Origin of the sequence: Rhizobium leguminosarum (assembly GCF_004123835.1) — a bacterium.
GTDB lineage: Bacteria > Pseudomonadota > Alphaproteobacteria > Rhizobiales > Rhizobiaceae > Rhizobium > Rhizobium leguminosarum_M.
The window spans coordinates 745,567-763,769 of sequence record NZ_MZMU01000003.1 but is presented as its reverse complement, the minus strand read 5'-3'; the positions used below and the strand labels follow the sequence as shown (position 1 = coordinate 763,769).

At 62.4% G+C, this 18,203-nt stretch carries 17 protein-coding genes; 5 read left to right on the top strand and 12 right to left on the bottom strand.

What is annotated here, in order from left to right:
* Positions 1-51 precede the first annotated feature (51 nt).
* The 9 genes from B5P46_RS07430 to B5P46_RS07390 form a co-directional block, all read right to left on the bottom strand.
* Positions 52-1,875, bottom strand: coding sequence for a methyl-accepting chemotaxis protein (locus tag B5P46_RS07430; RefSeq protein WP_129418117.1), 1,824 nt, complete (start codon positions 1,873-1,875; stop codon positions 52-54).
* 412 nt (positions 1,876-2,287) lie between these two features.
* Positions 2,288-2,749, bottom strand: a complete 462-nt coding sequence (locus tag B5P46_RS07425; protein WP_129418116.1) for a plant virulence effector HPE1-like domain-containing protein — start codon at positions 2,747-2,749, stop codon at positions 2,288-2,290.
* A 99-nt stretch (positions 2,750-2,848) separates the two neighbouring features.
* Positions 2,849-4,126, bottom strand: a complete 1,278-nt coding sequence (gene purD / locus B5P46_RS07420) for a phosphoribosylamine--glycine ligase (protein WP_129418115.1) — start codon at positions 4,124-4,126, stop codon at positions 2,849-2,851.
* 65 nt (positions 4,127-4,191) lie between these two features.
* Complete coding sequence (locus B5P46_RS07415) at positions 4,192-6,126, bottom strand: DUF2207 domain-containing protein (protein WP_129418852.1); 1,935 nt, start codon at positions 6,124-6,126, stop codon at positions 4,192-4,194.
* 38 nt (positions 6,127-6,164) lie between these two features.
* Positions 6,165-7,427 carry a 3-phosphoshikimate 1-carboxyvinyltransferase gene (locus B5P46_RS07410; protein WP_129418114.1) on the bottom strand — a complete coding sequence of 421 codons (1,263 nt, stop codon included), beginning with the start codon at positions 7,425-7,427 and terminating at the stop codon, positions 6,165-6,167.
* Between the two features lie 91 nt (positions 7,428-7,518).
* Entirely contained in the window at positions 7,519-8,070 is a 552-nt protein-coding gene (locus B5P46_RS07405; protein WP_129418113.1) for a LemA family protein, read from the bottom strand.
* 140 nt (positions 8,071-8,210) lie between these two features.
* Positions 8,211-9,167, bottom strand: coding sequence for a glycine--tRNA ligase subunit alpha (locus tag B5P46_RS07400; RefSeq protein ID WP_011650682.1), 957 nt, complete (start codon positions 9,165-9,167; stop codon positions 8,211-8,213).
* Between the two features lie 290 nt (positions 9,168-9,457).
* Complete coding sequence (locus B5P46_RS07395; protein ID WP_129418112.1) at positions 9,458-9,649, bottom strand: hypothetical protein; 192 nt, start codon at positions 9,647-9,649, stop codon at positions 9,458-9,460.
* Positions 9,650-9,667: 18 nt separating this feature from the next.
* A complete protein-coding gene (locus B5P46_RS07390) occupies positions 9,668-10,528 on the bottom strand; it encodes a S49 family peptidase (RefSeq protein ID WP_024321292.1) in 861 nt (286 codons plus the stop codon).
* A gap of 171 nt (positions 10,529-10,699) precedes the next feature.
* Between B5P46_RS07390 and B5P46_RS07385 the strand changes: the two genes are divergently transcribed.
* Positions 10,700-12,040, top strand: a complete 1,341-nt coding sequence (locus B5P46_RS07385; RefSeq protein WP_129418111.1) for an Nramp family divalent metal transporter — start codon at positions 10,700-10,702, stop codon at positions 12,038-12,040.
* 58 nt (positions 12,041-12,098) lie between these two features.
* On the opposite strand, the gene B5P46_RS07380 is transcribed toward B5P46_RS07385, so the two are convergent.
* Both B5P46_RS07380 and B5P46_RS07375 read right to left on the bottom strand, forming a co-directional pair.
* Entirely contained in the window at positions 12,099-12,869 is a 771-nt protein-coding gene (locus B5P46_RS07380) for a tRNA1(Val) (adenine(37)-N6)-methyltransferase (RefSeq protein ID WP_129418110.1), read from the bottom strand.
* Between the two features lie 6 nt (positions 12,870-12,875).
* Positions 12,876-13,103 (bottom strand): DUF2007 domain-containing protein, encoded by a 228-nt coding sequence (locus B5P46_RS07375; protein ID WP_129418109.1) that lies wholly within the window; start codon positions 13,101-13,103, stop codon positions 12,876-12,878.
* A 107-nt stretch (positions 13,104-13,210) separates the two neighbouring features.
* Here B5P46_RS07375 and B5P46_RS07370 point away from each other — a divergent pair, with 107 nt between their 5' ends.
* From B5P46_RS07370 to moaB, 4 genes are all read left to right on the top strand, one after another.
* Entirely contained in the window at positions 13,211-14,227 is a 1,017-nt protein-coding gene (locus B5P46_RS07370; RefSeq protein ID WP_129418108.1) for a polyprenyl synthetase family protein, read from the top strand.
* Between the two features lie 134 nt (positions 14,228-14,361).
* On the top strand, positions 14,362-16,194 hold the full coding sequence (locus B5P46_RS07365) for a tetratricopeptide repeat protein (protein WP_129418107.1): 1,833 nt from the start codon (positions 14,362-14,364) through the stop codon (positions 16,192-16,194).
* A gap of 103 nt (positions 16,195-16,297) precedes the next feature.
* On the top strand, positions 16,298-17,209 hold the full coding sequence (locus B5P46_RS07360; protein ID WP_129418106.1) for a 4-(cytidine 5'-diphospho)-2-C-methyl-D-erythritol kinase: 912 nt from the start codon (positions 16,298-16,300) through the stop codon (positions 17,207-17,209).
* On the top strand, positions 17,209-17,760 hold the full coding sequence (moaB, locus tag B5P46_RS07355) for a molybdenum cofactor biosynthesis protein B (protein ID WP_129418851.1): 552 nt from the start codon (positions 17,209-17,211) through the stop codon (positions 17,758-17,760). Before B5P46_RS07360 ends, moaB begins: the two co-directional genes overlap by 1 nt.
* Before the next feature lie 23 nt (positions 17,761-17,783).
* Here moaB and B5P46_RS07350 read toward each other — a convergent pair whose 3' ends face one another.
* Positions 17,784-18,119, bottom strand: a complete 336-nt coding sequence (locus B5P46_RS07350; RefSeq protein WP_129418105.1) for a hypothetical protein — start codon at positions 18,117-18,119, stop codon at positions 17,784-17,786.
* Between the last annotated feature and the right edge of the window lie 84 nt (positions 18,120-18,203).

Genomic DNA, 18,203 nt, shown 5'->3' with positions numbered 1-18,203 from the left:
CGACGGCCGCTAAGAATTTGGTGATAAAATTTCTTATTGTCCCCGCGCCGTTTAAGCGGCACGGCGACCTTGATGCATAGCCGGGGCAGCGCTTTCGCCACTGACGCGGAAGCCGCGGATGAGGTCGATCAGCTCGTCGGTATCGCTGGCCAGCGTCTCGGCCGATGCCGTGGTCTCTTCGGCCATGGCAGCGTTCTGCTGGGTGGCGGCGTCGAGCTGGTTCATTGACGAGGAGATCGAGCGCAGCGTCGTGTCCTGTTCGGAAGCGCTGTGGGCGATCTTGGCGACGATCTCGTTGGCGGCCTTGATCTGGTCAGAGATACGCTTCAGCGCCTCGCCTGCCTCGCCGACCAGACGGACGCCGTGGTCGACCTGGCTGGAGGAGCGGGCGATCTGATCCTTGATCTCCTTGGCCGCAGCGGCGGAGCGCTGGGCGAGTTCGCGCACTTCCTGGGCGACGACCGCAAACCCCTTGCCGGATTCACCGGCGCGGGCTGCCTCAACGCCGGCATTCAGCGCCAAGAGGTTGGTCTGGAAGGCGATCTCGTCGATGACACCGATGATCTTGGTGATCTCCGAGGATGACTTCTCGATGCCGCTCATCGCCTCAATCGCCTGGGTGACGATCGCATCGCTGTGGGTGGCCTCGGTGCTGACCGCGTGGACGCGCTTGCTCGCCTCATGGGCGCCATCGGCGGTCTGGCGGACGGCGACTGTGAGTTCATCGAGGGCGGCCGAAGTTTCTTCCAGGCTGGCGGCCTGACGTTCGGTGCGCTGCGACAGTTCATTGGAGGCGCGGCGGATCTCTTCCTTGCTGGTGCCGATATCGGTGCCCTTGGCGCTGACCTTGGCCATGGCGGCTTCGAGATGCGACAGCGCATCGTTGAAGTTGTCGCGAAGGGCGGCGTATTTCTGGCCGAGATCGGCGCAGCGGACGGTGAGATCGCCGCGGGCGATCATCTCCAGCGCCTGGCCGATCGTCGTCACCACCCGCGCCTGCAGCGTTGCTTCGTCCTGCTGCTGGCGCAGATTGTTTTCACGTTCGCTTTCCAGCGCCAGTTGCTGGGCCGCCTCGCGATCCGACATCGCATGGCGTTCCTTGATCTTTTCCTGCAGCGACTGCGTCGCCTTGGCCATCATGCCGACTTCGTTGTTCATGCCGATATGCGGGATGGCGATCGAAACATCCTCTTCGGCGACAGCCTTCAGGGCGGCATGGACGTTGTTGAGAGGTCCCGATATGCCGCGAATGACGATGTAGGCGGCTGCCATGGCAAGGAAGAACAGAACGATGCTGCCGGAGAGCGCGGTCAGGATCGTGCTGTTTATCTGAGCATCGAGATCGTCCATATAGACGCCGGTGACGACGACGACCTTCCAGGGTTCGAAGGCCTGTGCATAGGCCGTCTTGCGGAAATCGCCGGCCGGCTGGCCGGGTTTGCTGGTGGAATAAAATTCGACGAGACCACCACCCTGCTGCCCAAGCTTTACCAGCTCTTCGCGATAGAGCTTGCCCTTGCTGTCCGGCTGAGCCTTCAGGTTCTGCCCGACTTTCGCAGCATCGTAGTGGAACATCATCTGGACGTCGTAGCTATAGCCGAAGAAATAGCCGTCCGGATCGTATTTCATTCCGTTGACGGTGGTATAGGCCTGCTTCTGGGCATCCTCCAGCGTCATTTCGCCGGCGGTGACCTTAGCCTGGTAAAGCTTGAGAACGGAGACTGCCGACTGAACCTCGGCGCGCAGCATGTCGTAACGCTCCTTGTAGATCGCATCGACCGAGGAGCGGATCTGCAGGGAGGTGGCGATCGCAAAGGCGATCATCAGGCCGACGACCAGCAATATGAGCTGCTTCGATATCTTCAAATTTTTCATGACGCCTCGCAACGGGAATGGATGGCTGCATTCCGGTGCGGTTTTCTACCGCCTGTGCGAGCGCGCCGAAAAGAGGACGCGTCTACCGCTGCTAAAACAAACATGCTGCGACCGGGTAAGGAACAATTGATGCCCACCCTATAAGAAAGCTTTAATTTTACTGTTCGCGACGCAAATTCCCTAAAAATCCGGGGGGTAGCTTACAAAGCAAAACCGCCTGATTTTAGGCCGCTTTCTGGTCCGGACACCGCGCCATTTCCCGCATATGCTCCAAGACGTGAATGCACCCTCGCTGCTCATCGAGGGTGCATTCGGTCCACCCGTGGTGGAACCCCAAGCGATCGAAACCTTGATCAGGCAGGGGCAGGGAATTTTATCGTCAAGCAATTCCGGATGCAAAACGGGAATTACTTCAAAAACGCAGCTTGAATTCGGAAACGTTAAGGGCTGCCGGTTGTTCCGCCATGCCGGCGGCAACGGGCCTGGCGTCGCCGCCGATGACGGCTGCCGTTGTTGCACTCATGTCGATGCCGTCGGCAGGCGGGGCGGAAGGTGCCGCGGCAAGTATGGCTTCCGGGGTCGCCTTGCTGACGAAGACGACGGGCGAGCCGCCCATCCAGCCTTCGGTGCGATAGATCTTCTTTTCGCCGCCGACATCGCGGATTTCACTCGCCTGGAGGAGGCCGGGCTTCAGCTCCGGCACCGTATAGTCCCTCTTGGTCAGTTCGGCCTGGAGCGGCGGGCAATGGGCGCAGGTTTCGGTGACGATGCTGCCTTCAGCGGACGGCGCAGTCTTGCCGACCAGCTCGATCGAGGACGCCATTGCTGAGCCTGCCATCAGCAGGATTGCCGCACCGAGGAAAATCTGACGCATCAAAGTTACTCCGTCTCATCTTCGGAGCAAATTAGCGCAGCTTTGTTTCCATCCCGTCAGGGGAAAGGGTAAAAATTTAAAGAACGGGCCGGTTTATACTCACGCCGAGCCGGTTTCGCGCTCGATCGCGCGCCAGCCGATGTCGCGCCGGCAGAAGCCGTTTTCCCATCTCACCCTGTCAAGCAGCGCGTAGGCGCGGTCCTTGGCCTCGGCGACCGTGCCGCCTGACGCGGTAACATTCAGCACACGGCCGCCGGTCGCAACCAATGCACCGTCCTTCAGACCCGTGCCGGCATGAAACACCTTCTCGCCCTCGCCTGCATCCGGCAGGGAGAGGATCGGCGTATTCTTCTCGTAGGCGCCGGGATAACCCTTCGAGGCCATGACCACCGTCAGTGCCGGATCGTCGCTCCATTCGGCGTTGACCTGATCGAGCGTGCCGTTGGCGGTGGCGAGCAGCAGCGGCAGGAGATCGCTCTTCAACCGCATCATCAGCACCTGGCATTCGGGGTCGCCGAAGCGGACATTGTATTCGATCAGTTCCGGTCCCTTCCGGGTGATCATCAGCCCGGCGAAAAAGACGCCGGAGAAGGGATGACCGCTCTCGGCCATGCCGCGGATCGTCGGTTCGATAATCTCCTTCATCGTCCGCTCGACCATTTCGGCAGTCATCACAGGCGCCGGCGAATAGGCGCCCATGCCGCCGGTATTGACGCCGGTGTCGCCCTCGCCCACCCGCTTGTGGTCTTGGGCGGTTGCAAGCGGCAGCGCATGTTTGCCATCGCAGAGGCAGAAGAAGCTCGCCTCCTCGCCGTCGAGATAGGCTTCGACGACGACCTCGGCGCCGGCAGCGCCAAAGGCGCCCTCGAAGCAGTCGTCGACAGCTGCCAGCGCTTCATCCAGCGTCATCGCAACCGTCACCCCCTTGCCGGCGGCAAGGCCATCGGCCTTGACGACGATCGGCGCGCCCTCGGCGCGGATATAGGCTTTCGCCTTCGGTCCATTGTTGAAGCGCTGGTAGGCGCCGGTCGGAATATCGTAGCGGGCGCAGATATCCTTGGTGAAGCCTTTGGAACCCTCGAGTTGGGCTGCGGCAGCGGAAGGACCGAAGACCGCCAGGCCATCGGCGCGCAGCCGGTCGGCAAGTCCGGCAACCAGCGGCGCCTCCGGGCCGACGACGACGAAATCGATCGCCTTGTCCTTGCAGAAGGCCGCGACCGCTTCGTGATCCTCGATATTCAAGGGCACGAGGATGGCGTGTTCGGCAATGCCGGGATTGCCGGGTGCGGCGTAGAATTCGCTCATCAACGGCGATTGCGCCAGCTTCCAGGCGAGCGCATGCTCGCGTCCGCCCGATCCGATCAACAGAACCTTCATGCGCCACCCTTTCCTTTTCTGTCTGGCGGTTAAGGGCCAGGGGCCGAAAGGTCAAGCGGGAAAGCTTACCAGCCCCCGCCTCCACCGCCTCCGCCACCGCCACCGGAGGAGCCGCCGCCGGAAAAACCGGAGGATGAGCTCGACGGCGGCGGCGCGGGTATCGTCGACGCTATGGTCGAGGCCATCGAAGAGGAAAAGCCGCCGATGCGATCGGAGAAGCTGCCACTGTTGAAGTTGCCGGCATACCAGGCGGGCGCATAGGCAGCCGCCGCGCCGGCGGCAGCTGCCGCAAGCCAGGTTTCGAAGGTGCGCGACCAGGGTTTTTCGACGCCGAGCGCCACCGCATAGGGCAGCAGCGTCTCGAAATGCCGCGGCGACATTTCCGGGGCGCCAGCCGTGTTCATCCGGTCTTTCTCGGCAAGCGTCAGATATTGCCGCAAGCCGTCTATGCCATCCATCATCTTGGCGCCGAGCGGGGTCGGCGCACCCATAATGAAGAAATAGAGGATATTCAAGAGCACGATGCCGCCGACGGCAAAGAGCATCGGCGTTTCGTGCAGCTCCACCAGCGAGGAGGCAAGCGCCAGCCCCATGGTTGCCAGGATGCTGATGCCGACGAAGACGCCGATCGCGGCGGAGATGATGGCGATGATCTTTCCGAACAGCGACTTGCCGCGATGCAGCGACTTGACGAGGCCGGCGACGAACACCGCAACAAAGACCGAGATGACGATCGGGATCAGCATCACCGCGATGGTGTCGGGCTCCAGCGAACCGAAAACGAACAGGATCACCAGGGCGGCTGCGCTGAGCGCGATGCCGCCTGCGGTATAGGCCAGGTTGGAATTGTAATATTTGCCGCGATGCTCCTTCTCGATCGCCGAGCGGAAGGCCTGGCCGACGGACTTCACCCGCTCGCCATTGGCCTTGTCGATCGTCAGCGTCGAGCCGGCGCCGCCGGCAACCTTCAACAGTTCGATCTCGCCGGCCTGGAATTTCTCCTTGCCGAGCGGCTTGCCGGTGCCTTGGATGACGATCGAATTCTTCAGGTCTTCGAGCTTGACGTAACCGCGGACGGCAAGATTGAGCGCGGTGGCGGACAGCGCCGTCCAGCCCTCACCGGAGAAACCCTTATTGTCGATGTAGTTGACCAGCGCCGGCGAAATACCATCCGGCGCGTCCCAGCCCGGCACGATGACGCCGCGCGCAGGATCGCGGCCGACCTTCAACCAGGATCGGGTGTAATAAGCCAAAACGAGGATAAGGCCGCCGAAGCCGATAAAATAATTGCGGTTGTCCTTCAGCCACCAAGTGCTTTCCATATCCGCGCTCGGCGGATCGATCGAACCCTTCGGCATCTTGATCGCGAAAGTCAGGCCCTCACGAGCATCGAGCGGCGCGGTGGTGGAAAAAACCAGGCCGGCGCCGGTCTCGCTGACGCGGGCATTCCTTCCCGTCGCGCCCTCGGGGCCGGTGAAGAAGGTCGTCTCCGTCGCGCCGACGTCAGGCGGCAGCGTCACCGTTGCCGTGGCTGAGCGGATCGGAAAGATCCACCCATTGCCGGTGACGTTCCAATAGAGTTCGTCATGATCGTCGAAATAGCGGATCTGGCGGTTGGTCCTGTAGGTGAAGACATATCGATGACGGCCCGGCGTCACCGTCACATCGGCAGAACCGGCATAGATGCGGATGCCGCCCGATATCGATTCGGTGTGCCAGGGCTCATCCTCGCCATCGCGCTGGACCGAGACCATATCGAAATCGACGCTGCGGCGACGGCCGGCGGCATCGGTGAAATAAAGCGGGAAGTCACGGAAGATGCCGTGGTTGATCTGATTGCCCTCGGCATTGACGGTGATCGTCTCCGTCACCGACATCGCGCCGCTCTTGTCGAGCGCGATATCGGAGGCGAAACTGTCGATCACCTCGGCGGCAAAGACCGCCGGTGCGGCGAGCATCAAGAGCAGTGCAAAGCAAAATCCGAAAAACCGACGCCCCATCCCTGTCTCCCCGCCGGCAGCCTCGGCTGCGTGTTTCGTCAATCTTTGTCCTGATAGGTCACGCCAAGTGCTGCCAGCGTCCGCCAGTAGGCGGGGAAGGTCTTGCCGACGCAATCGGGATCGAGAATGGTGATGCCGTCGATCTTCAGCCCGGCGAGCGCGAAACTCATGGCGATGCGGTGATCGGCGAAGCTGTCGATCTCCGCCGGCAGATGCTGGCCCACAAGTGCGGGATCCGACTGCACGATCAGATCATCGCCCTCTTCGCGGGCAAGGCCTGAAACAATGCGGTTGAGTCCGGTCGAGAGCGCCCGGATGCGGTCGCATTCCTTGACCCGCAGGTTGGCGATGCCGACGAAGCGAACCGGCGTCTCGTTGAAGGCGGAAAGCACGGCAAGGGTCGGAACGGCATCCTGCATCTGCGAGCCGTCGATCTCCGCCGGCAGATGCGGATAACGGGCGATCATATCGTAGGCGCGCGCATCCGGCTGCGAAAAGGCGTCGGAGGGAACACCGAGATCGATCGCGCCGCCGGTGAGCACTTCGGCGGCCCAGAGATAGGTCGCGGCCGAAGCATCGGGTTCGACGATGAAGTCGGCAGCGCGGTAGCCGGTCGGCTCGACGCGCCAGGTGACCGGGCTGGTCTTTTCAACCTTGGCGCCGAAAGCCTTCATCGCCGCCGTGGTCAGATCGATATAGCCGAGCGCGCCGATATCCTCGCCGACGAGTTCGATGTCGACCGGCCGGTCGCCGCCGGCCGCCATCATCAGCAACGCCGAAACATACTGGCTGGACAGACCGCCATCAATGCGGATGCGGTCGGCCTGGAAGCGGCCGGTGCCCCTGACGGTGACCGGCGGGCAGCCGGTCTCGGCGGTGACGTCGATGCCGAGCGTGCGCATCGCTTCGACCAGCGGCCCGATCGGGCGCTTGCGCATATGTTCGTCGCCATCGACGATGACGGTGCCGTCGACCAGAGCCGCGGCCGCCGTCAGGAAGCGTGTCGCCGTGCCGGCATTGCCGAGGAAGAGCGGCGCTTTCGGCGGCAGCAGCCTGCCGGTGCCGGTAACGACGAAGCTGGTGTCGTCAGGCTCGTCGATCGCAACACCCATGGCGCGCAGCGCTTCGGCCATATAACGCGTATCGTCGCTCTTCAGCGCCCCGGTCAGCCGGCTGGTACCCTTCGCAAGGCCGGCGAGCAGCAGCGCGCGATTGGTGATCGACTTGGAGCCCGGCGGCATGGCGCGGCCCGAAAGCGGCCTGCCCGGCGGGATGATGGTGAGTTTGGCTGTGCGTGTCATGCTGTTCTTCCGTCCATAGGGCGACCCTAAAGCGCGCCGCGATCTGCCCTTGCTCTTAATCGCTTTCTGGCAAAGGCAAAATGCCGGATCGTCAGAATTTCACGGTGGGGACGGCGCGGTCGGCCTCGTTGGTGATTTCGAAATATTCCCGCTTGGAAAAACCGAACTGGCCGGCGACGAGATTGGACGGGAAGCTTTCGACCTTGACGTTCAGGTCGCGGGCCGCACCATTGTAATAACGCCGCGCCATCTGCAATTCGCCTTCCATGGTCTCCAGCGAGGCCTGCAGCTCGGCAAAGTTCTGGTTGGCCTTGAGATCCGGATAGGCCTCGGCGAGCGCGATGACCCGGCCGAGCGCCTGGCCAAGCAGCCCTTCCACCTGCGCCCTGCCGGCGACATCGCCTGATGGCACGGCCTGCGCCTTGTTGCGGAGCTCAACCACCTCTTCAAGCGTCGACTTTTCATGGGCGGCATAGCCCTTGACCGTCTCGATCAGGTTCGGGATCAGGTCGGCGCGGCGCTTGAGCTGGACGTCGATGCCCGACCAGGCTTCTTCCGCCATCTGCCGCGCGCGAACCAGGCCGTTGTAGACGAAGATGAGATAGAGAGCGACCAGAACGATGACGCCAAGCGCAATATACATCGCGAATCCCCCGCAGCGAAGTAATGTCCGGGCGGACACTAAGCGGTTTTGCCGGCTGCCGTCAAACGCCGGATATTCCCGAGGATTCGGGGTGCCCGACCAGCCGTTTTTATGGACGATACGGCTGGCGAGCTGTTGCGTTACGCCGCCTCTTTGGAGAGGTTGACGCCGCCGGCGTCGGTCAGCAGGAAGGCTTCGCCGCAGGCCTTGGCAAGCGTGCGCACGCGCAGGATGTAGCTCTGGCGCTCGGTGACCGAGATGACGCCGCGGGCATCGAGCAGGTTGAAGACATGGCTTGCCTTGATGCACTGGTCATAGGCCGGAAAGACGCATTTGTGCAGGCGCTGGTTGGCGTTGTCGCCGGGGGCGCCGGCATCGAGCAGCGCCCGGCATTCCTTCTCGGCATCCACGAAATGGCGATGCAGCATCTCGGTATTGGCGAATTCGAAATTATGGCGCGAATATTCCTGCTCGGCCTGCAGGAAGACGTCGCCATAGCTGATCTTCTCGTCGCCGTCGCGGCCGTTGAAGTTCAGGTCGTAGACATTGTCGACGCCCTGGACATACATGGCGAGGCGTTCGAGACCATAGGTCAGTTCGCCGGCGACGGGCGAGCATTCGATGCCGCAGACCTGCTGGAAATAGGTGAACTGCGAGACTTCCATGCCGTCGCACCAGCACTCCCAGCCGAGGCCCCAGGCGCCCAGCGTCGGGCTTTCCCAGTCGTCCTCGACGAAACGGATATCATGCAGCAGCGGATCGAGACCAATCGCCGCCAGCGAGCCGAGATAAAGCTCCTGCAGGTTCGGCGGGTTCGGCTTCAGGATGACCTGGTACTGGTAATAATGCTGCAGGCGGTTCGGGTTCTCGCCATAGCGGCCGTCGGACGGGCGCCGCGACGGCTGGACGTAAGCCGCCTTCCACGGCTTGGGGCCGAGGGCGCGCAGCGTGGTGGCCGGATGAAAGGTGCCGGCGCCGACTTCCATGTCGTAGGGCTGCAGCACCGCGCAACCCTTGTCCGCCCAGTAGTTATGCAGGGTCAGGATCAGCGCCTGGAAGGAGCGCTTCGGGTTCATATGGTCGGGGATAGCTGACATCGAACGGCACCGATTGCGTGGGATTTATCGGCGCGACAGGTGCCATGGAGGGCGGCGGGGGTCAAGACTTTTGCGGTGGCGGAGAGATCTAAAACCCCTCCCCAACCCCTCCCCACAAGGGGGAGGGACTAACCCGGAGTACCCGCCTCGCTCCTCCCGAAACGTCGAAGATCTGGAAAGCGGGTGCGGCAAGTTAAGCCCCTCCCCCTTGTGGGGAGGGGTTGGGGAGGGGTCTAGGATGCCGGATGGGGCAGAGCAGTGGCGACGCCCTTTAATTTGTGCTCTTAATTTTATTCTCCATCGCGCTTCAGCCGGTATTCTCCCGTCGCCGGGTCCTTGACCAGCGTGCCGATTGCGCCGGTCTGGCGCTCCTTTTCAGCGCGGCGCGACTTTTCGGCGAGCTTGCGGGCATCGGAGACGAAGCGGCGGTACAGCCACCAGGCTGAGAAAACCAGGACCAGGATCGTAATAAGCTGTGCCATGCCCCTCTCTTGCTCCTCTCAAAGCCCGAACCGGCTCCACAATGCTCTCTCTTCCGCCGCTTCGACAAGTCCCGTCGCGAGACCGGATGCGGCACCTTCGAGCGAGACCGGCGATACACCGGGAATCCGGCGGCCGAACAGGCCGCGGCCGGCGGTGACGAGCTCCAGCTTGGTCTTCTGGCCGTAGCGCCGCTTCAATTCCTGGCGCATGTCGCCGAGGCCGTCGATCAGGCCGAGCTCCAGACCGCGCGTGCCGCTCCAGAACAGGCCGGAAAACACCGCCGCATCGTCCCTCAGCTTGCCGGCGCGACGCTCGCGCACCATGGATATGAAGACCTGATGGATTTCGAGCTGCAGGCTTTTCAGGTACTCGATATCCTTTTCCTTTTCCGGCTGGAAGGGATCGAGGATCACCTTGTTTTCGCCCGCCGTATAGACGCGGCGCTCGACGCCGATCTTCTTTAAGAGCTCGGGGAAGCCGAAACCGCCGGAGACGACGCCGATCGAGCCGACGATGGAGGTGGCGTCGGCGATGATCTCGTCGCCGGCAAGCGCGATCATGTAACCGCCCGAGGCGGCGACATCCTCGACGAAGACCAGAACCTTCTTCTGCTTCTCGCGGGCGAGCTCGCGAATGCGAGTGAAGATCAGGCGCGATTGGACGGGCGAGCCGCCCGGCGAATTGATGGAGATGGCGACCGCCGGTGCGTCCTTCATGGCGAAGGCCTTTTCCAGAACCGGCGAGACATTGGCGAGGTTGAGGGTCGGCCGGAACTGGCCACCGCCGCTGATGATCGCCCCCTGCAGGCGAACGACCGGAATGGTGATGCCGTCCTTGCGGAACCGTTTCGGCAGCAGTTTTCTCAAGAATCCGGCCATTTCCCATCCTTCGCTTCAGGTCGCACGATCGTCACCCATGTATGCGCTGGAACGACAAACGCAATGGCTGCGTTCCTGAAAACATTGGGTTTGAATTTGTTGTTGCGAATGACTTGCATTATCATTCTAACTCGTCATAGTGCGATGCACGATAAAACAGGTAGAAATCGCATGGACGTGCTCAATCCGAATACAAAGGGCGGCTGGCGCCACGAACGCGGAGAAGCATCGCTGTCGGATGTCTACCGCACCGTCGGAACCGGGCGTCACAGCTCGGTGTGGCGAAGGGCGGCAGCCTTTGCCGGGCCGGGCTACATGGTCGCCGTCGGCTACATGGACCCCGGCAACTGGGCGACCTCGCTCGCCGGCGGCTCGAAATTCGGCTATGCGCTGCTCACCGTCGCGCTGCTTTCCAACCTGATGGCGATCGTGCTGCAATCGCTCTGCGCGCGCCTGGCGATCGCCTCCGGCCGCGATCTCGCGCAGGCCTGCCGCGACGCTTTTCCGAAATACGTCTCCTTGCCGCTCTGGGCCTTTGCGGAAATCGCCATCATCGCCACCGATATCGCCGAGGTGATCGGCACGGCGATCGGCCTCAACCTCTTAATGGGCATCCCGCTCGAACTCGGCGTGCTGATCACCGCGCTCGACGTCTTCGTGATCCTCTTCTTGCAGAAGCTCGGCTTCCGCTGGGTGGAAGCCTTCATCATCGCGCTGCTCGGCGTCATCGCAATCTGCTTCGGCGTGCAGATCCTGCTGGCCGACCCGGAATGGGGCGCCGTCCTCACCGGCTTCTTCCCGACGACCGAGATCGTCACCAATCCCGAGATGCTCTATCTGGCGCTCGGCATTCTCGGCGCGACCGTCATGCCGCATAATCTCTACCTCCACTCCGGTATCGTGCAGACGCGGGCCTATGGCCACACCGTTCCCGAAAAGAGGGAGGCGCTGACCTTTGCGACGATCGACTCGACGGTGGCGCTCTGTTTCGCGCTTCTGATCAACGCCTCGATCCTGATCCTGGCTGCCGCCGCCTTCAATGCGCACGGCAAGACCGACGTCGTCGAACTCGGCGATGCCTATTCGCTGCTGTCGCCTCTGCTCGGCCTCGCCATCGCACCGACGCTATTCGGCATCGCGCTTCTCTGCTGCGGTCTCAACTCGACGGTGACGGCGACGCTTGCCGGCCAGATCGTCATGGAAGGCTTCCTCAAGATCCGGCTGAAGCCGTGGGTGCGCCGCCTGATTACCCGCGCCATCGCCATCGTGCCGGCGGCGATCGTCACCATCTGGTATGGTGACCAGGGCACGGCGGAGCTTTTGATCCTGACCCAGGTGGTGCTCAGCCTGCAGCTTTCCTTCGCCGTCTTCCCGCTGGTGATGTTTACCGCCAACAAGGCCAAGATGGGAGAACTCGTGGCGCCGCGCTGGCTGAGCGGCATTGCCTATCTGATCGCGATCGTGATCGCCGGGCTGAACGTCAAGCTGCTCTTCGACTTCGTCACCGGCTGAAGCAATTCAGGAAAATGGGAAGCGGTTTTCCCAGGACTTACGTGGGAACTAAACCAGTCTAAAGCCTGGCATAGGCCGCCCGGCCATTGTTGAAATCATCGACCAGAGGGGAGAACTTGTGGCTCCCCTCTTCGTGCATGATGAGGGCCGCGCGCAGCGACAGCCGCGCCCGCGATCCCTTGATACCAGTCACCAGGATACGCACGGCGTTTTCACCCGGACGCGGATGGATAGCGGTGATCTCGATGCCGCCGAAGCGCCGGCCGCAGGCGGCGACGATCTCGGCGATCGACTGGGGCCTGGCGATCAGCGACAATTGCCCGCCTGATATCATGATGGCGCCCGCCGTGCGGATCCAGCTTTCGAACAGGCCGTCGGTCATCGCATGGGCTTCGGCCTTCAGCGCATCCGGCGTGCGCCGGTCGCCGGCGTCGTTGAAGGGCGGGTTCATGATGACGTGGTGGAAGCTCTCATCGGTAAGGCCCGCATCGTTGCGCGCCTTGGCGGTCAGCGTCACATCGGCCTCGACGACGCTGACGCGGCCCGCGACATGGGCATTGTCGGGCAGCAGGATGCTGCGGCGGGCATAATCGGCCATCTCGGCCGAGCGCTCGAAAAGCACCACCTCTGCATCGGCAAGGCGCGAGGCGACGGCAAGGCCGGCAGCGCCTGCGCCGGCGCCGAGATCGGCAACCCTGACCGGGCGATCGTCGGCGATCAGAGCCGCGAGCAGCATCGCATCCATGCCGGAGCGATGGCCCCTGCCCTTCGGCTGCACCACATGGAAGCCGCCGCGATGAAAGGCATCGATGGTGTCAGTGGCGGTCATCGGAGCTCACTTCCGCTCGCGCAACTCGCCGCCGAGACCGGCATCGGTAAGGATGCGGCGCGCCTGATCGGCCATCTCCTCATCCACCAGCAGGCGGCGCGACAGCATGTCGAGTGAGCCTTCCAGCACGCTCATGCCCTGATCGGCGATGAAGCAGTGAATTCCGGCATCCTTCATCAAACTCTCGGCATAAGAGAGTAGAACGGGGTCGTTGGCGCGGATAAGCTCATGCATTGCCGTCGTTTTCCTTCCAATTTCGCCCAGCGCGACAATTCACCCCTTGCCGCGTCCATCGCCCCTTTCTATTGTCAGGTGCAATGATTGAATAGGAGTCCGGGTCGTTGGGCGTGGTCATACCGCTTGAAGAAAGCAAAAACAAACTGGCATCCATAAAGCCGTTGGTCGATCTCACCAGGGCGGATATGGAGCGAGTAAACCAGCTCATTCTGTCTAAGGCCGGCTCCGATGTGCAGATGATCCCCGAAGTGGCGAACCATCTGATCTCGTCCGGCGGCAAGCGGCTGCGGCCGATGCTGACACTGGCCACAGCCTCGCTGTTCGACTATCGCGGCGAAAACCACGTCAAGCTCGCCACATCCGTCGAGTTCATGCACACGGCAACGCTGCTGCATGACGACGTCGTCGACGAAAGCGATCTGCGCCGCGGCAAATCGACGGCGCGGATGATCTGGGGTAACCAGGCAAGCGTGCTGGTCGGCGATTTCCTGCTCGGCCAGGCCTTCCGCATGATGGTCGATGTCGGCTCGCTCGATGCGCTCGACGTCTTGTCTTCCGCCGCCTGCGTGATCGCCGAAGGTGAGGTGCTGCAGCTTTCCGTCGCCAAGAACATGGAGACGACGGAGGACGATTATCTTTCCGTCATCCGCGCCAAGACGGCCGCTCTCTTTGCCGCCGCCTCCGAAGTCGGGCCGATCGTCGCCGAGGCCGGCCGGTCCGGCCGCAATGCGCTGAAATCCTACGGCATGAATCTCGGGCTCGCCTTCCAGCTGGTCGACGATGCGCTCGACTATGGCGGTAAGGCGGCCGATCTCGGCAAGAATGTCGGCGACGATTTCCGCGAGGGCAAGATCACCCTGCCGGTCATTCTCGCCTATCGCCGCGGCACCGAGGACGAGCGCGCCTTCTGGCGCGATGCGATCGAGGCCGGCAACAGCACCGACGCCAACCTCGAAAAAGCGCTGGGGCTGATCACCAAATACGGCACGCTCAGCGACACGATCGGCCGTGCGATCCATTACGGCACGATCGCGCGCGATGCGCTTGCACCGCTTCCCGATACGGTCTGGAAATCCGCCCTGATGGAAGTGATCGACTTCTGCATCGAGCGCGTCAATTGATCAAACGTCCTTGATCGCCGGCTGATTTTCTTGCAGCGCCGCTTCAAAAAAGCCATCCTGTTATGAATCAGTGATCGCAACTGATTTTGCGACCGGCACCATTTGTCGGGACGCTGTCGAAGAAAGGTTTCCTAATGCGGCAGAGAATTGCCATCCGTCTTCTTACGAGCGCAGCGCTAGCCGCTGTCCTTTCGCTCAGCGGTGTCGGCGGCGCGAACGCCGAGGATGCGGCCAAGACAGACGATGCCGGCACGGCCGTTCATTTCGATGCGGACAGCGTCACCACTTTCTCCGGCGCCTTTCTCGCCGCGCGCACGGCCGATGTCGATCACGACTATGAAACGGCGATCGAACTCTACAAGAAGGCGCTGCAGATCGAGCCCGGCAATCCGGAGATTCGCCAGCGGCTGATGATCTCGCTGCTGCTCAATGGCGATATCAAGGACGGCGTCAAATATGCCAATGACCTGAAGGGCGATCCTTCCGTCGAGCGCATCACCACGATCGTGCGCGGCATGGATGCCGTGCGCCGCGACGACTACAAGTCCGCCGAGGCCATCCTGAAATATAAGGGGCCAAACGATCTCGACCGCATGATGAACGACCTGCTGCTTGCCTGGGCCCGCGTCGGTGCCGGCCGCGGCAAGGAAGCGCTGACGATGGTCGAGAAGATGAAGGGGCCGGACTGGTTCCGCATCTTCCAGAATTACAATGCCGGGGCGATCGCCATCGCCATCGGCGACGTGAAATCCGCCCGCAAGCATCTGAACGATGCCGTGCTCGACAAGGAAGGGGGCGCGACTGCGCCCGACACCTTCATGCGCGCCGTGATGGCGCTTGCCCGCCTCGAAGCAACACAAGGCAATAAGCAGAAGGCGCTCGACGCCGTTTCCGTCGGCGACAACCTGCTGCCGAACTATGCGCCGCTGAACGCGCTGCGCGACAGTATCGAAAAGAACGAGAAGCAGGAACAGCAGGTCAAGACGGCCGAAGAAGGTGCCGCCGGCGTGCTCTTCTCGGTTGGCGGCGCGCTGAACCGCGACGGCGCCGAGGACATCGTCTCGCTTTATCTGCAGACGGCCAATGCGCTCGATCCGAACAGCGCCGATACGCTGGTGCTTCTCGGCGGCATCGCCGAGAAGCAGAACCAGATGGACCGCGCCATCGCGCTCTACAAGAAGGTGCCGGAGAATTCGCCGATGCGGCGCATCTCCGAACTGCAGCTCGGCCTTGCCCTTGCCCAGGGCGGCAAGGTGGATGAGGCGCGCAAGCACCTGCAGGCGCTGATCGCCTCCGACCCGAAGGACATCCGCAGTTATCTCGCCTATGGCAGCGTGCTCTCCGACGCCAAGGACTACCAGGCGATGGCCACGAATTACGACAAGGCTGTCGATGCGATCGGCCCCATTCCCGGCCGCGCCAACTGGAGCGTCTTCTTCCAGCGCGGCATTGCCTATGAGCGGCTGAAGAAGTGGGACCAGGCGGAACCGAACTTCCGCAAGGCGCTGGAGCTCAATCCCGACCAGCCGCAGGTGCTGAACTATCTCGGTTATTCCTGGATCGACATGAACCGGAACCTCGACGAAGGTCTCGGCATGATCAAGAAGGCCGTCGAGCTTCGCCCTGACGACGGCTACATCATCGATTCGCTCGGCTGGGCCTATTTCCGCCTCAACCGCTTCGACGATGCCGTCGACGAGCTGGAGCGCGCTGCACAAATCAAGGCCGGCGACGCGACGATCAACGACCATCTCGGCGATGCCTACTGGCGCGTCGGGCGCAAGCTCGAGGCCGTCTATCAGTGGAACCGGGCGCTCGCCTCCGAGCCCGAAGCTGCCGAGATCCCGAAGATCAAGGACAAGGTCGCCAACGGCCTGCCTCCCGTCAGTGACGATGCCAAGGCGGCCGACAAGAAGCAGCCGGATCCGGCACCCGTCACCCCGCCGCCGGTCGACAAGAAATCCTGACGTGCCATGCCTGACTAGGGCTTGGCCGGCGCTGCTAGAACAGGATGATTTTAGGCCCGTTCGGCCTAAAATCTGAATCCTGTTCTAATTTAAAGAGTTGAGCATGATGTCGTCCGAAAACCGCTCACACTTTTCGGCATCATGCTCTAGCGTTTCCGAGGAGGCGCGCGCGAAAATCAACCTGGCCCTGCATGTGACGGGCCAGCGGCCGGATGGCTATCATCTGCTCGATATGCTGGTGACCTTCGCAGATCACGGCGACCGGCTGGGCTTCATGCGGTCGCCGACCGACGAATTGACCCTGTCGGGCCGTTTCGGCGAGGTACTTGCCGGCGACGGCGGCACCAACCTGGTGCTGAAGGCGCGCGACCTCCTGCGCCAGGCGATCGGTCCCCTCGCCTTTCCCGTCCGCATCCATCTCGAAAAGAACCTGCCGATCGCCTCCGGCATCGGCGGCGGCTCGGCCGATGCGGCCGCGACGCTGCGCGGGCTGATGCGGCTCTGGGGCACGACATTATCCGCGGAGGCGCTTGCCGCGCTGGCGCTGAAACTCGGCGCCGACGTGCCGATGTGCCTTAAAAGCCGGCCGCTGATTGCCCGCGGCATCGGCGAAAAGATCGAAGCTGTGCCTGATCTGCCGGCCTTTGCCATAGTGCTTGCCAATCCGCTGAAGGGCGTCTCGACGCCCGAGGTTTTCCGCCGGCTGGCGACAAAGAACAATCCGGCCCTGAGCTTGGCACCGAGCCCGCCTCAGACTGCCGACTGGCTCGCCGCGATTGCTGCTGCCCGCAACGACCTGGAGCCGCCGGCGCGCGAACTCGTGCCCGAGATTTCGGAAATCGCGGCGATGCTGCAAGGTCATGGCGCCCTTCTGACCCGCATGTCCGGTTCCGGCGCCACCTGTTTCGGCATCTTTGCGACCATGACTGCTGCCGAAGATGCAGCGGCAGCTCTTCACGACCAGCGCCCTGGCTGGTATTTCCAGGCGACGGAAACGGTTTCGGGAGGCGCATGATGGCAGGTCTGGACGAAAAGCGGCCCTTCATCGCGGTCGGCATTGCGGTTCTCACGATTTCGGATACACGCACGCCGGAAACGGACAAGTCAGGCGACACGCTGGCGGCGCGGATCACGGAGGCGGGGCATAGGCTGGTCGACCGGGGGATCGTGCCCGATGATCGCGAAAAGATTGCCGCGCGGGTGAAGGCCTGGACCGAGAACCAAGACATAGACGTGGTCATCACTACAGGCGGCACCGGCTTTACCGGCCGCGATGTGACGCCAGAGGCGCTGGAGCCTTTGTTCGAAAAGCGGATGGACGGCTTTTCCACCATCTTCCACCGGATTTCCTACGAGAAGATCGGCACGGCGACGATCCAGTCGCGCGCCACGGCAGGTGTTGCCAACGCCACCTTCATCTTCGTGCTGCCGGGTTCGCCCGGCGCCTGCCGGGATGCCTGGGACGGCATTCTGAAAGGACAGCTCGACTATCGCAGCGCGCCGTGCAATTTCGTCGAGATCATGCCGCGTCTGGACGAGCACCTGAAACGCGGCGCGACGAAATAGGCTGCCTGGAACAGCGGCATTCCCTATGTCGCAAGGCCCGGCAGGACGGGCATCGTATCCCAGCTGTCACCCGACAGCAGGACGCAGCTTATGCCGTGAACATCCGTGACGATGAGGGTCCAGGTGCCGCTTTCGGCGGCATAGACCTCGAGAATGGCGTTCTGGTTGATCAGTCCGACTGCCGTGAGCTTTTCGGCGAAGTTCTTGTCCAGAAAATTGACGACTTCGGGTCGGCCTGCGCAACTGCGCATCATCTGCGATGCTGCCGAATGCGGATGTGCGATCACCAATGTCGGCAATATGACGGCCATAAGGCCGTAGATCATACTGCGTACGCCGTAGATCCTACCGCGTGTCATGACGCACCTCCTTTCGCCGGGAACCCGGCAGAAGAGGAGATTTTCGCTGACCTGTTCTGCCGTTCACCGGCATTCCATGGCCAT